General features: G+C 72.3%; 12 protein-coding genes. 5 read left to right on the forward strand and 7 right to left on the reverse strand.

The features are described from left to right. Positions 1 to 4: 4 nt before the first annotated feature. The 3 genes from ACZ6A9_RS14250 to ACZ6A9_RS14260 form a co-directional block, all read right to left on the reverse strand. Positions 5 to 301: a DUF4193 domain-containing protein gene (locus ACZ6A9_RS14250; protein ID WP_003993510.1), complete on the reverse strand. Its 297-nt coding sequence runs from the start codon at positions 299 to 301 to the stop codon at positions 5 to 7. A gap of 394 nt (positions 302 to 695) precedes the next feature. Then, positions 696 to 1,940, reverse strand: coding sequence for a sensor histidine kinase (locus ACZ6A9_RS14255; RefSeq protein WP_468984313.1), 1,245 nt, complete (start codon positions 1,938 to 1,940; stop codon positions 696 to 698). Positions 1,941 to 1,945: 5 nt separating this feature from the next. Further along, entirely contained in the window at positions 1,946 to 2,599 is a 654-nt protein-coding gene (locus ACZ6A9_RS14260; protein ID WP_007387794.1) for a response regulator transcription factor, read from the reverse strand. 442 nt (positions 2,600 to 3,041) lie between these two features. Here ACZ6A9_RS14260 and ACZ6A9_RS14265 point away from each other — a divergent pair, with 442 nt between their 5' ends. Continuing rightward, positions 3,042 to 3,215 (forward strand): hypothetical protein, encoded by a 174-nt coding sequence (locus ACZ6A9_RS14265; protein WP_468984316.1) that lies wholly within the window; start codon positions 3,042 to 3,044, stop codon positions 3,213 to 3,215. Positions 3,216 to 3,270: 55 nt separating this feature from the next. Here ACZ6A9_RS14265 and ACZ6A9_RS14270 read toward each other — a convergent pair whose 3' ends face one another. Continuing rightward, positions 3,271 to 4,119 carry an inositol monophosphatase family protein gene (locus tag ACZ6A9_RS14270; protein ID WP_468984318.1) on the reverse strand — a complete coding sequence of 283 codons (849 nt, stop codon included), beginning with the start codon at positions 4,117 to 4,119 and terminating at the stop codon, positions 3,271 to 3,273. An 8-nt stretch (positions 4,120 to 4,127) separates the two neighbouring features. After that, a complete protein-coding gene (locus tag ACZ6A9_RS14275; RefSeq protein ID WP_468984321.1) occupies positions 4,128 to 5,255 on the reverse strand; it encodes a ferrochelatase in 1,128 nt (375 codons plus the stop codon). Between the two features lie 148 nt (positions 5,256 to 5,403). On the opposite strand from ACZ6A9_RS14275, the gene ACZ6A9_RS14280 reads away from it, so the two are divergent. From ACZ6A9_RS14280 to sepH, 3 genes are all read left to right on the forward strand, one after another. Continuing rightward, positions 5,404 to 6,642: an MFS transporter gene (locus ACZ6A9_RS14280; RefSeq protein ID WP_468984323.1), complete on the forward strand. Its 1,239-nt coding sequence runs from the start codon at positions 5,404 to 5,406 to the stop codon at positions 6,640 to 6,642. Beyond that, positions 6,602 to 7,921 (forward strand): D-arabinono-1,4-lactone oxidase, encoded by a 1,320-nt coding sequence (locus tag ACZ6A9_RS14285; RefSeq protein WP_468984326.1) that lies wholly within the window; start codon positions 6,602 to 6,604, stop codon positions 7,919 to 7,921. The genes ACZ6A9_RS14280 and ACZ6A9_RS14285 overlap by 41 nt, the downstream gene beginning before the upstream one ends. A gap of 316 nt (positions 7,922 to 8,237) precedes the next feature. Then, on the forward strand, positions 8,238 to 9,299 hold the full coding sequence (sepH, locus tag ACZ6A9_RS14290; protein ID WP_468984329.1) for a septation protein SepH: 1,062 nt from the start codon (positions 8,238 to 8,240) through the stop codon (positions 9,297 to 9,299). A 688-nt stretch (positions 9,300 to 9,987) separates the two neighbouring features. Here sepH and ACZ6A9_RS14295 read toward each other — a convergent pair. Beyond that, on the reverse strand, positions 9,988 to 10,839 hold the full coding sequence (locus tag ACZ6A9_RS14295; protein WP_468984332.1) for a sulfurtransferase: 852 nt from the start codon (positions 10,837 to 10,839) through the stop codon (positions 9,988 to 9,990). 207 nt (positions 10,840 to 11,046) lie between these two features. On the opposite strand from ACZ6A9_RS14295, the gene ACZ6A9_RS14300 reads away from it, so the two are divergent. After that, positions 11,047 to 11,850 (forward strand): VOC family protein, encoded by an 804-nt coding sequence (locus tag ACZ6A9_RS14300; protein ID WP_468984335.1) that lies wholly within the window; start codon positions 11,047 to 11,049, stop codon positions 11,848 to 11,850. 9 nt (positions 11,851 to 11,859) lie between these two features. On the opposite strand, the gene ACZ6A9_RS14305 is transcribed toward ACZ6A9_RS14300, so the two are convergent. After that, complete coding sequence (locus ACZ6A9_RS14305; RefSeq protein ID WP_468984337.1) at positions 11,860 to 12,492, reverse strand: SMI1/KNR4 family protein; 633 nt, start codon at positions 12,490 to 12,492, stop codon at positions 11,860 to 11,862. Between the last annotated feature and the right edge of the window lies 1 nt (position 12,493).

Below are 12,493 nucleotides of genomic sequence, written 5' to 3' on the forward strand. Positions count from 1 at the left end.
CGCCTCAGTCGCAGTCGCGGCAGATCGGCTGGCCGTTCTTCTCGCGGGCCAGCTGGCTGCGGTGGTGGACCAGGAAGCAGCTCATGCAGGTGAACTCGTCCTGCTGCTTGGGCAGCACCCGGACGGCCAGCTCCTCATTCGAGAGGTCCGCGCCGGGCAGCTCGAGGCCTTCGGCGGCCTCGAACTCGTCGACGTCCACGGCCGAGGCGGACTTGTCGTTCCGCCGGGCCTTCAGTTCTTCCAGGCTGTCCGAGTCGACGTCGTCGTCGGTCTTGCGTGGAGTGTCGTAGTCGGTTGCCATAGTCGCTCTCCCCCTCTGGGTGTATGCGGTGTCTCCAGCGCACGTAACGCGTGAGAGGCCGGACTTGTGCCCGACCTGAGGCGGAGATTTTGCCTCACATCAAGGTCTGTTACTCAATCGACACCCAACCGGACTCCCCATGAGTGATCGGCTTGGATGGCGATGGGGACCGTACACGGTCCGAACGCCACACATCAAAGGCGCCTCACCGTGTACTTCCCGTGATCAGGGCCCCTGAAAACCGGGACTTTCCCGACCTTCCGACCCGATACATGATCACGGAGAGTGGACGACCGGGAAAACACCCCTGTGATCGATCACACAGGGGCGGCCCGGCCGCGTGTCCCCGAAATTCCGCGCGAAGCGAACACCCCGTCGTGTCGGGGGCATGATCTCAGATCGGGAGGGTGACACGCATCACGAGCCCGCCCCCCTCCCGCGGGTGCGCGTAGATGTGTCCGCCGTGCGCCCGGGCGACCGACCGCACGATGGACAGCCCCAGTCCGACGCCCTTGTCGCTGCCCGTGCGCTCGGTGCGCAGCCGCCGGAACGGCTCGAAGAGGTTGTCGATCTCGTACGCCGGGACGACCGGCCCCGTGTTCGACACCACGAGGACCGCCTGGCCGTGCTGGACCTCGGTGGTGACCTCGACCCAGCCGTCCTCGGGGACGTTGTACCGCACGGCGTTCTGCACCAGGTTCAGGGCGATCCGCTCCAGCAGCACGCCGTTGCCCTGGACGACCGCGGGCCGGCGCTCGCCGCGGAAGACCACGTGCCTGCTCTCCGCCTCGGCGTGCACCTGGTCGACGGCCTGGCCTGCCACCTCGGCGAGGTCCACGGGCCCGCGCTCGACGATCTGGTTGTCGCTGCGGGCGAGCAGCAGCAGGCCCTCGACGAGCCGTTCGCTGCGCTCGTTGGTGGCCAGCAGCGTCTTGCCCAGCTGCTGGAGCTCCACCGGCGCCTCCGGGTCCGACAGGTGCACCTCCAGCAGGGTGCGGTTGATCGCCAGCGGGGTGCGCAGCTCGTGCGAGGCGTTGCCGACGAAGCGCTGCTGGGCCGTGAACGCCCGCTGGAGGCGCTCCAGCATGTCGTCGAAGGTGTCGGCCAGCTCCTTCAGCTCGTCGTCCGGGCCGTCCAGCTCGATCCGGCGGGACAGGTCCGAACCCGCCACCGCGCGGGCGGTGCGGGTGATCCGGCCCAGCGGCGACAGGACCCGGCCGGCCATGGCGTAGCCGAAGGCGAAGGCGATGACCGCGAGTCCGAGCAGGGCCAGCAGCGAACGGCTGAGCAGGTCGTCCAGGGCGTGCTGGCGCTGCTCGTTGACGCACTGGTTCAGCGCCCGGTTGAGCTCGTCCGCGGGCAGCTCGGCGCTGCGCAGGTTGCACACGTCGCTGGACACCTGGCCCACGAGGATCCGGAAGGGCAGGTCGCTGCCCACGTTGAGCGCGTTGGCCGCGAGCAGGTAGATGATCGACAGCAGCATGATCCCGGCGATCAGGAACATGCCGCCGTAGAGCAGGGTGAGCCGTATCCGGATGGTCGGGCGCAGCCAGGGGAAGGGCGGAACCGGCCTGCGGGGGTCCCAGGTGGGCTTCGGGGGTGCCTGCGGGGACGACGCGGGCGTGGGGGTGGAGGCCACCGTGATCAGATCCGGTAGCCCGAGCCGGGCACGGTCACGATGACCGGCGGCTCGCCCAGCTTGCGGCGCAGGGTCATCACCGTCACCCGCACCACGTTGGTGAACGGATCGGTGTTCTCGTCCCACGCCTTCTCCAGCAGCTGCTCGGCGGAGACCACCGCGCCCTCGCTGCGCATGAGCACCTCCAGCACGGCGAACTCCTTCGGCGCCAGCTGGACCTCCTTGCCGTCGCGGAAGACCTCGCGGCGGTTGGGGTCGAGCTTGATCCCGGCGCGCTCGAGCACGGGCGGCAGCGGCACGCTCGTGCGCCGTCCGAGGGCGCGCACGCGCGCGATGAGCTCGCTGAACGCGAAGGGCTTGGGCAGGTAGTCGTCGGCGCCGATCTCCAGGCCCTCGACCCGGTCGCTGACGTCGCCGGACGCGGTGAGCATCAGCACGCGGGTGGGCATGCCGAGCTCGACGATCCTGCGGCAGACGTCGTCGCCGTGCACGAGCGGGAGGTCGCGGTCGAGGACAACCACGTCGTAGTCGTTGACTCCGATGCGCTCCAGGGCGGCCGCACCGTCGTACACGACGTCGACGGCCATGGCCTCCCGGCGCAGCCCGGTGGCCACCGCATCGGCGAGCAGCTGCTCGTCCTCGACGACGAGTACGCGCACGTCGCTTGTCCTTCCTCATGTTCCGCGCCCGCGCAGCGCCTCGGGGCGCACGCGGGCAGGGATACGGGTGGGGTGTCGCCCCCCATCCTGCCCCTTTCCGCCGTAAGTCGGCCGTAAGGCGGCGGGAGGGCCGGTGACCGGCGGCCGTGGGGCCGGGGAACGTACGGGCGAACGGCGCGGGAATACGAGATTTTCTCGCGCGGTGAGGTTTCCACGGAAGAGAGCGTGGGGAGGACGGGTTTACATCCCGCGATCACGCTCCGCATGTACCGCACCACCATGCGGTGCCACGCAGTCCGCTTCCGCAGGGCGGGCGTGGATGTCCGGCACCGTCGCCGCCCGGCCGGGTGGCGCTGGGCATCCGCTCCGGACGTGATCGTCCCTTCCCGACCGGCACACCCCCGTGCCACCGACCCACCGACCCAGGACGAGGGGGCGCAGCATGGACGCATTCACCGCAGGACTTCTGCAGCGCATAAGGGCGACCGAGTCCGATCTGACGCGGGCACGCGACGAGGGCGACGACTTCCTCGTCGACGTGGAGCAGGGCGAACTCGACGACCTGCGTCGCCTCGCCGCCGAACACGGCGTGGAGGTCGGCGCGCACAGCGTCTGATCGGTCCGCACGCGACGGGCCCCGGCGAATCCAGCGCCGGGGCCCGTCCGCGTCGTCAGGCGTCCCGCGGGGGCGCGGGGGGTCCCTCTCCGTCGTGCCAGGCGCCGAAGTCCTCCAGGAGCCGCTGGAGCGGCTCGAAGACGCCCGGGGAGGCGGCGACGGTCAGGTCGTAGGAGGGGCGGTCACCGGGGCGGCCACCGGTCAGCGCGCCCGCCTCGCGGGCGATCAGGTCTCCGGCGGCCAGGTCCCACGGGTGCAGTCCGCGCTCGTAGTAGCCGTCGAGCCGTCCCGCGGCCACGTCGCACAGGTCGATCGCGGCGGAGCCGCCGCGACGGATGTCCCGCAGCAGCGGGATCAGCCGCCGCGCGACGTCGGCCTGGTGGGTGCGGACCTCGGTGACGTAGTTGAAGCCGGTCGACACCAGGGCCTGGTCCAGGGGCGGTGAGGGCCGGCAGCTCAGCCGGCGCTCGCCCGCCCAGGCGCCGGTGGCGTACGCGCCGCCGCCGCGCACCGCGTGGTACGCCTCGCCGCGCATGGGGGCCACCACGGCCCCGGCGACCGTCTCGCCGTTCTGCTCGGCGGCGACGGACACGGACCAGCCGGGCAGCCCGTAGAGGTAGTTCACCGTGCCGTCGAGGGGGTCGATCACCCAGCGGATACCGCTGCTGCCCTCCGTGGAGGCGCCCTCCTCACCGAGGAAGCCGTCGTCCGGGCGGCGCTCGGCGATGGTCGTGGTGATCAGCTTCTCGGCGGCGATGTCCATCTCGGTGACGACGTCGACCGGGCTGGACTTGGTCGCGGCGACCGCGAGGTCGGCGGGGCGGCCGTCCCGCAGCAGCTCGCCCGCGCGGCGGGCCGCCTCCCGGGCCAGGTGCAGCAGTTCCGCGTGCAGCAGGTCGGTCACGGGACTCCTCACGCGTAGGGGCTGTCGGCACCCGCGGCGGCGGGGCGCGGGGCGCGGGCCGGGCAGCAGCCGACGGGGCAGAGGTCGTGGCTCGCGCCCAGGGCGCCCAGGGCGCACGGTGTGACGTCCTGCCCGCGCTCGGTCCCGGACCGCTCCACGATCAGCTCGCGGATCGCGGCGGCGAACCGCGGATCGGCGCCGACGGTCGCGGAGCGGCGCACCGGCAGTCCCAGCTCCTCCGCCTTGGCCGTGGCCTCGGTGTCGAGGTCGTAGAGGACCTCCATGTGGTCGGAGACGAAGCCGATGGGGGCCATCACCACGGCCGGGGCCCCGGCCGCGTGCCGCTCCTCGAGGTGGTCGCAGATGTCGGGCTCCAGCCAGGGGATGTGCGGGGCGCCCGAGCGGGACTGGTAGACGAGCTGCCAGGGGTGGTCGACGCCGGTGCGCTCCCGCACGGCGTCGGCGATCAGCCGGGCCACGTCCAGGTGCTGGGCGACGTAGGCCCCGCCGTCCCCGTGGGCCTCGACGGGGCCGGAGGTGTCGGCGGCGGTGTTCGGGATGGAGTGGGTGCAGAAGGCGATGTGTGCGCCGTCCCGGACGTCCTCGGGGAGGTCGGCGAGCGAGCGGAGCACCCCGTCGACCATGGGTTCGACGAAGCCGGGGTGGTTGAAGTAGTGGCGCAGCTTGTCGATCCTCGGCAGCTCCAGGCCCTCCGCCTCCAGCGTGGCGAGGGAGTCGGCGAGGTTCTCGCGGTACTGGCGGCAGCCGGAGTACGAGGCGTAGGCGCTGGTGGCGAGGACCAGGACGCGGCGGCGGCCGTCCCGGACCATCTCGCGCAGGGTGTCGGTGAGGTAGGGCGCCCAGTTGCGGTTGCCCCAGTAGACCGGCAGGTCCAGGCCGTGCCCGGCGAAGTCCTCGCGCAGCGCGTCCAGCAGGGCGCGGTTCTGGTCGTTGATGGGGCTGACCCCGCCGAAGAGGAAGTAGTGCTGCCCGACCTCCTTGAGGCGTTCCTTGGGGATACCGCGCCCGCGGGTCACGTTCTCCAGGAACGGGACCACGTCGTCCGGGCCTTCGGGGCCGCCGAAGGAGAGCAGGAGCAGGGCGTCGTAGGGGCTGGCATCGAGCGCGTCAGGCATGCCTCGATCCTGCCACCCGGTACCGGTGGCCGGGACAGGGTGGGGGGGTGACACCGGCCGCGCCGCGGAATTCGGTGGTGCATCGGAGTGACCCCGGCAGTAATCTGTATCGACCGTGGTCGCACCTTACTGAGCCCTCGGAGCCTCCGTGCCCAGCCCCTATCGCGCCCTGTTCGCCGCCCCCGGCAGCAAGGCCTTCTCCGCCGCGGGGTTCCTCGGCCGGATGCCGCTGTCGATGATGGGCATCGGCGTGGTGACGATGATGTCCCAGCTCACCGGGCGGTACGGGCTGGCCGGCGCCCTGTCGGCCACCATCGCGCTCTCGGCGGCGGTGGCGGGCCCGCAGGTCTCACGGCTGGTGGACCAGTACGGGCAGCGGCGGGTGCTGCGCCCGGCGACCCTGATCTCGCTGGCCGCGGCGGCGCTGCTGCTGTTCGCCGCGCACTTCGCGTGGCCGGAATGGGTGCTGTTCGTCGCGTGTGTCGGCATCGGCTGCGTGCCGAGCGTCGGCGCGATGATCCGGTCCCGCTGGGCCGCCCTGTACCGGGGCACCCCGAAGCTGCACACCGCCTACTCCTTCGAGTCCGTGGTCGACGAGATCTGCTTCATCTTCGGGCCGATCGTCTCCATCGGGCTGTCCACGGCCTGGTTCCCGGAGGCCGGTCCGCTGCTCGCGGCCTGCTTCCTCGCGGCCGGCGTCTTCTGGCTGACCGCGCAGCGCGCCACCGAGCCGGAACCGCATCCGCGCGGGCACAAGGGCGGCGGCACGGCGCTGCGGTCCGGCGGGCTCCAGGTCCTCGTGCTGACCTTCGTGGCGACGGGGACGATCTTCGGCGCGGTGGACGTGGTCACCGTGGCCTTCGCCGAGGAGCAGGGGAACAAGACCGCGGCCAGCGTGGTGCTCGCCGTGTACGCGCTGGGCTCGTGCGCGGCGGGGGTCGTGTTCGGCCTGCTGCACTTCGCGGGGGCGCCGGAACGCCGGTGGCTGCTCGGCGTCTGCGCCATGGCCGTGAGTATGATCCCACTCCTACTGGTCGGAAACTTGCCGTTTCTGGCCGTGGCGCTGTTCGTTGCGGGACTGTCCATCGCTCCGACGATGATCACGACGATGTCCCTCATCGAAGAGCACGTACCACGCGCGCAGCTCACCGAGGGCATGACCTGGGTGAGCACCGGGCTCGCGGTCGGGGTCGCGGCGGGCTCCGCCGTGGCCGGCTGGGTGATCGACGCGGCCGGGGCGCGTGCCGGGTACGGGGTTCCGGCGGTGGCCGGGGCCGTCGCGGTCGCGGTCGGTTTCCTCGGTTACCGCCGGCTCAAGCGGCCGGCTCCGGGTCGGGGAGGCTCCGTTGGGCAGCACAGCGAGCGCGAGGAACGGCACATGGCGTAACTGGGGAGGCACCGTCTCCGCCCGCCCCGTGCGGGAGGCCACGCCGGCCTCGGTCGACGAGCTGGCCGCCGTCGTGCGCCGGGCCGCCGAGGACGGGCTGCCGGTGAAGGCGGTCGGCAGCGGACACTCCTTCACGTCCATAGCCGCCACGGACGGGGTGCTGATCCGCCCCGACCTGCTGACGGGCATCCGTGACATCGACCGGGAGGCCGGCACGGTCACGGTCGAGGCCGGCACCCCGCTGCGGAGACTCAACGTGGCCCTCGCGCGGGAGGGCCTGTCGCTGACCAACATGGGCGACATCATGGAGCAGACGGTGTCCGGGGCCACCAGCACCGGCACGCACGGCACGGGCCGCGACTCCGCCTCCATCGCCGCGCAGATCAGGGGCCTGGAACTGGTCACCGCCGACGGTACGGTGCTCACCTGTTCAAAGAAGGAGAACCCGGACGTCTTCGCGGCCGCGCGGATCGGGCTCGGCGCGCTCGGCGTCGTCACCGCGGTCACGTTCGCCGTGGAGCCGGTCTTCCTGCTCACGGCCCGCGAGGAGCCGATGCCCTTCGACCGGGTCTGCGCGGAGTTCGACCAGCTGCATACCGAGAACGAGCACTTCGAGTTCTATTGGTTCCCCCACACCGGTAACACCACCACCAAGCGGAACAACCGCAGCGCCGGACCGGAGCGGCCGGTGCCTCGGCTCAAGGGCTGGATCGAGGACGAGTTCCTCTCCAACGGGGTCTTCCAGGCGGTCAACTGGGTCGGCCGGGCGGTGCCCGCGAGCATTCCGGCCATCGCACAGATCTCCAGCAAGGCACTGTCCGCGCGGACCTACACCGACATTCCCTACAAGGTGTTCACCTCGCCGCGCCGGGTGCGCTTCGTGGAGATGGAATACGCCGTCCCGCGCGAGGCTTTGGTGGAGACGCTGCGCGAAGTGAAGGCCATGATCGACCGCTCGCGACTGCGGGTCAGCTTCCCGGTCGAGGTGCGCACCGCGCCGGCCGACGACATCACGCTGTCCACCGCGTCCGGCCGGGACAGCGCGTACATCGCCGTCCACATGTTCAAGGGCACCCCCTATCAGGGGTACTTCACCGCCGTCGAGCGCATCTTCACCGCCCATGAGGGGCGGCCGCACTGGGGGAAGATCCACACGCGGAACGCCGAATACTTCTCCCGGGTGTATCCGCGCTTCGCGGAATTCACGGCACTGCGGGACCGCCTCGACCCGGAACGCCGTTTCCGCAACGACTACTTGCGGAGGATCCTGGGCACATAGAGGATGCCGTGGGCGGCGCGCCAATCCACGCACGTGGCCCATATGGAGTACTGTTGCGAGCCCTGGGTCCGGTCTCCCGTCAGGGTGCTCGGAACCTTTGAGGACCGCCGGGAGGGGGCTTGTTGCACAGGGTGACGCGCATGTGGTCACTCAGCGTTGCGAATAGGTAACCGTGCCATAACGGCGATCCAGGGCCCGCGCCCGACACGCCGGGCAACTCGGCAAGGTTGTGGCAGGCTGCACCCGGGCAGGCCACACTCGACTAGCGGAAGCAGCGACGCACGTGACGTCGGCAGGCACCACCCGGGAGGTCCCCATGCCCGAACTGCGTGTCGTGGCCGTCTCGAATGACGGCACACGGCTGGTGCTCAAGGCTGCGGACAGCACGGAGTACACGCTTCCGATCGACGAGCGGCTCCGGGCCGCCGTACGCGGCGACCGTCCGCGTCTGGGCCAGATCGAGATCGAGGTGGAGAGCCATCTCCGCCCCCGTGACATCCAGGCACGTATAAGAGCCGGTGCGACCGCGGAAGAGGTCGCGCAGATGGCCGGCATCCCCGTGGACCGGGTCCGCCGCTTCGAGGGCCCCGTGCTCGCCGAGCGCGCGTTCATGGCCGAGCGTGCCCGCAAGACCCCGGTCCGCCGCCCCGGTGAGAACTCCGGTCCGCCGCTCGGTGAGGCCGTGCAGGAGCGGCTGCTGCTGCGCGGCGCGGAGAAGGACACCGTGCAGTGGGACTCCTGGCGCCGCGACGACGGCACCTGGGAGGTACTGCTGGTCTACCGGGTGGCGGGGGAACCGCACTCCGCGAGCTGGACGTACGACCCGCCCCGGCGGCTCGTCCAGGCCGTCGACGACGAGGCGCGCTCGCTGATCGGCGAGTCCGACGACCTCGCCGCCCCCGAGCCCAGCTTCCCGTTCGTCCCGCGCATCGCCCGGCTGCCGCGCGACCGTCCGCTGGACCGTTCCCTGGACCGCCCCGGCGACCGCGAGCGGCCGAGCCTGCCCGCACAGGCGTCCGAGCCCGCCGAGGAGTCCACGGCGGTCACCGCCTCCGGCGAACGGGACTCGCTGACCAGCCTGCTGGAGGCCGTGCCCAGCTTCCGGGGCGACCTGGTGGTGCCGGAACGCACGCCCGAGGCCGTACCCGAGGAGCCGGAGTCCGAGCCCGAGGCGGAGGAGCCGCCCGCTCCCGCCGCCTCCGCCGGTTCCGCCTACGCGGACGTCCTGATGCCGCGCTCCGTCACCAGCCACCGGGACCGCCTCATCGGCTCGACCGACCGTCAGGCCGAGGCGGACGGCGTCCGCCCGGGCCGCCGCGCGGCCGTGCCGAGCTGGGACGAGATCGTGTTCGGGACCCGGCGGAAGAAGCAGGAGTAATCCTTTCGTGCCGTCCGCACGGGCGGACGGTTGACGGAAGCGCCGTAGTCCGAAGGGCGCCCGCCGTGTGGCGGGCGCCCTTCGGATGTGCTGGGGGAGTCCCGTCGTCCACGCGCTCGACGGTCCGGGCGGTACGCGCCCTCCCACGCCGGCCGGTGACCCGCGCACCCCGGTGGTCGGCGAATCCGCGCGCCCGGATGGTCGGCGTCGCAGGGGCGTCCTGGGTGGTCGGCGCCACGGGAGCGTCCCCGGCGGGCGGCATCGCGGGAGAGGGCGTCCTGGCGATCAGCGCCACAGTGACCGGCAGCGCGGGAGCGTCCCCGGTGATCAGCTCCACGGGAGCACCCCCAGCCATCAGCGTCCCGGTGACCGGCAGCACGGAAGCGTCCCCGGCCACCAGCTCCACGCGAGCACCCCCGGCCACCAGCTCCACGGGAGCATCCCCAGCCACCAGTGTCCCGGTGACCGGCAGCACGGGAGCGTCCCCGGCCATCAGCATCCCGGCGATCAGCGCCACCGGAGCGTCCCCGGCCATCAGCGTCCCGGGAGCGGGAGCGTCCGGGCGGGCGGCACTTCTGTGGCGGGCGTGCGCACCCGTTCGACCACCCGCCGGAACGCCCGCACCAGGTCCCCTGGCCGGTGGGCTCCCCGTGCCCGGCGGGTGCGGTCGAGAGCGCCGCCCTCCCGGCTACTGCGGGTCCGGGCCCACCGCGACCGGCCGCTTCGGGTCCGAGGACCACTCCGACCAGGAACCGACGTAGAGGTCCGCGGGGATGCCCGCGACGGCCAGCGCCAGCACCTCGTGCGCGCCGGAGACACCCGAACCGCAGTACACGCCGACCGGCGAACGCTCCGACACGCCCAGCCGCTCGAACCGGTCCCCCAGTTCCGCGGCCGGCAGGAACCGGCCGTCCGCGCCGACGTTCTCCGTGGTGGGCGCCGAGACCGCGCCCGGAATGTGCCCGCCGACCCGGTCGATCGGCTCCACCTCTCCGCGGTACCGCTCCCCTGCCCGGGCGTCCAGCAGCACGCCCGAACGGGCCAGCGCCGCCGCGCCGTCGGCGTCCAGCAGCCCGGTCTCCCCCGGCACCGGCACGAAGTCCCCGTCGTCCGGCCGCGGCACCGACGTCTCCAGCGGCCCCTCCCAGGACGGCAACCCGCCGTCGAGGACCCGCACGTCCGGGTGACCCGTCCAGCGCAGCAGCCACCAGGCGCGGGCCGCCCCCCAGCCCATGCCGCCGTCGTACACGACCACCGGCGTCCCGGCCGACACGCCCGCCCGCCGCATCGCGGCGCCGAACACCGCGAGGTCCGGCAGCGGATGGCGCCCGCGCCCGCCCGGCGCGGACGCCAACTCCGCGTCCAGGTCGACGAAGACGGCACCGGGAAGGTGCCCGGCCAGGTACGCGGCCCGTCCGTCGAACGGCGGTTCACCGGCCGCCCGGGCCGTGCTGAGCTGCCAGCGGACATCGAGGAGCACCGGCGGATTACCGCCCGTCAGCTCGCTCGCGAGTTCGGATGCGGAGATGATGGCGTTCATGGTCACCCATCCTCGCGTACGGGGTGGCCGTGTCGTCCCGGTCCGGCTACTCTGCTCGGCCGGGCAGGACCGGTCACGAGGCGTACGGTACCGGGCACATACGGTGTCGGCATCGGCGAGAGAACGACCCGCCGAGCGGACGGGACATGCCCCGCAGGGGCGAGGAGACCACGGCCGGCGCCACGAGCGGCCGGGAAGGCAGCGACGATGACCGACGCACGGGGGAACGCCCGCCCGAACGGTGAGGCACCCGCCCGGCTCACACCCGGCACACCCTGCTGGGTGAGCCTCATGGTCCACGGATTCCAGGCGATCGACGAGTTCTACGGAGCCCTGTTCGGCTGGGAGTTCCGCCCCGGCCCTGAGCAACCGGGCCCCTACGTACGCGCCTTACTGCACGGGCACGCGGTGGCCGGCATCGGCGTGTTCCCCGCGGACCGCCGGCTGCCGGTCGCCTGGACGCCCTACTTCGCCTCGGACGATGTGAACGCGACGGCCGACGCGGTGCGCTCGTGCGGCGGCACCATCGGGGTGGGCCCGCTGGACGCCGGCGACGCCGGACGCCTGGCCATCGGCTCCGACCCGGGCGGCGCCGTCTTCGGCGTCTGGCAGCCGGCCGCGCACACCGGCCACGCGCTCACCGGCGCACCCGGAACCCCCGCCTGGAACGAACTGACCACCTACGAGACCACCCACGTGGCCAAGTTCTACGCGACGGTGTTCGACCACGGCGAGGAGCGCACGGTCTCCGCCGACCGGGACCACGTCACCCTCCACATGGACGGCCGCCCCGTGGCCGCCGTCCACGGCCTGGGCAGCGCCCTGCCCCGGGCCCGGGGCCCGCACTGGACGACGTACTTCGCGGTGGCCGACACCGACGACGCGGTGGACCGGGTCCGGCATCTGGGCGGCCGGGTCCTCGAACCGCCCCGCGACGGCGACCACGGCCGCGTCGCCCTGGTGGCGGACCCGGAGGGGGCGCGGTTCGCCGTGGTGGAGGCCGTGCGGTGATACGGGGGCTCAGTCCTGGGTGATGGGGAACATGTGGGCGTACGGGTCGGGTTCGCCGGTGAGCGGGTCCAGCCCGGCCGCGAGTCGTCGTTCCCGCTCGCGCCAACTGACGAAGACGTCCGTCCGATTCCAGAGGGACGCGTCCCCGAGCGGGCAGGCGTCGAACCGGCCCAGCATCATGCGGGTGAGGAACTGGACCATGCCGCAGTCGAACAGCGCCCAGCTCGACTCGTTCCACGCGTGCTGGCGACGCCAGGCCACGACGGGCCACCTGTCGGGGTCGGGGTCGTTCATGAGCCAGGCCATCTCGTTGGCGTTCATCCCGGAGCCCCAGGGCAGGACGGCCGCGGCACCGAGCGTCACGCCCGGCACGCCCTTGTCCGTCTCCCACAGTTCGCGCAGGCCGTCCGTGTGGCCTTTGATGTGGCACCCCTCGTAGCCCCGCAGGTCGCTGGGGAGCGGCGGCAGGATGACGAGATCCCCGATGTCGCCCATGCCGTACGTGTCCAGCAGAGCCTTGTAGTCGCTCGGCAGCCCGGTGCCCAACGCGGCCTCGGCCGCGGCCCAGTCGATCCGCTCCCCGCCCGCGAAGTCCGCCGGCACGAGATCGAGCAGCACGGCCACGTCGGGATGTACACCCATG

This window comes from Streptomyces sp. NPDC041124 (assembly GCF_055592385.1).

Excerpts from the sequence above, each read along its gene's own strand:
- ACZ6A9_RS14275 (WP_468984321.1), bottom strand. The coding sequence starts at position 5,255 with ATGCCTGACGCGCTCGATGCCAGCCCCTACGACGCCCTGCTCCTGCTC.
- ACZ6A9_RS14295 (WP_468984332.1), bottom strand. The coding sequence starts at position 10,839 with ATGAACGCCATCATCTCCGCATCCGAACTCGCGAGCGAGCTGACGGGC.
- ACZ6A9_RS14265 (WP_468984316.1), top strand. The coding sequence starts at position 3,042 with ATGGACGCATTCACCGCAGGACTTCTGCAGCGCATAAGGGCGACCGAG.
- ACZ6A9_RS14305 (WP_468984337.1), bottom strand. The coding sequence starts at position 12,492 with ATGGGTGTACATCCCGACGTGGCCGTGCTGCTCGATCTCGTGCCGGCG.
- ACZ6A9_RS14250 (WP_003993510.1), bottom strand. The coding sequence starts at position 301 with ATGGCAACCGACTACGACACTCCACGCAAGACCGACGACGACGTCGAC.
- ACZ6A9_RS14300 (WP_468984335.1), top strand. The coding sequence starts at position 11,047 with ATGACCGACGCACGGGGGAACGCCCGCCCGAACGGTGAGGCACCCGCC.
- sepH (WP_468984329.1), top strand. The coding sequence starts at position 8,238 with ATGCCCGAACTGCGTGTCGTGGCCGTCTCGAATGACGGCACACGGCTG.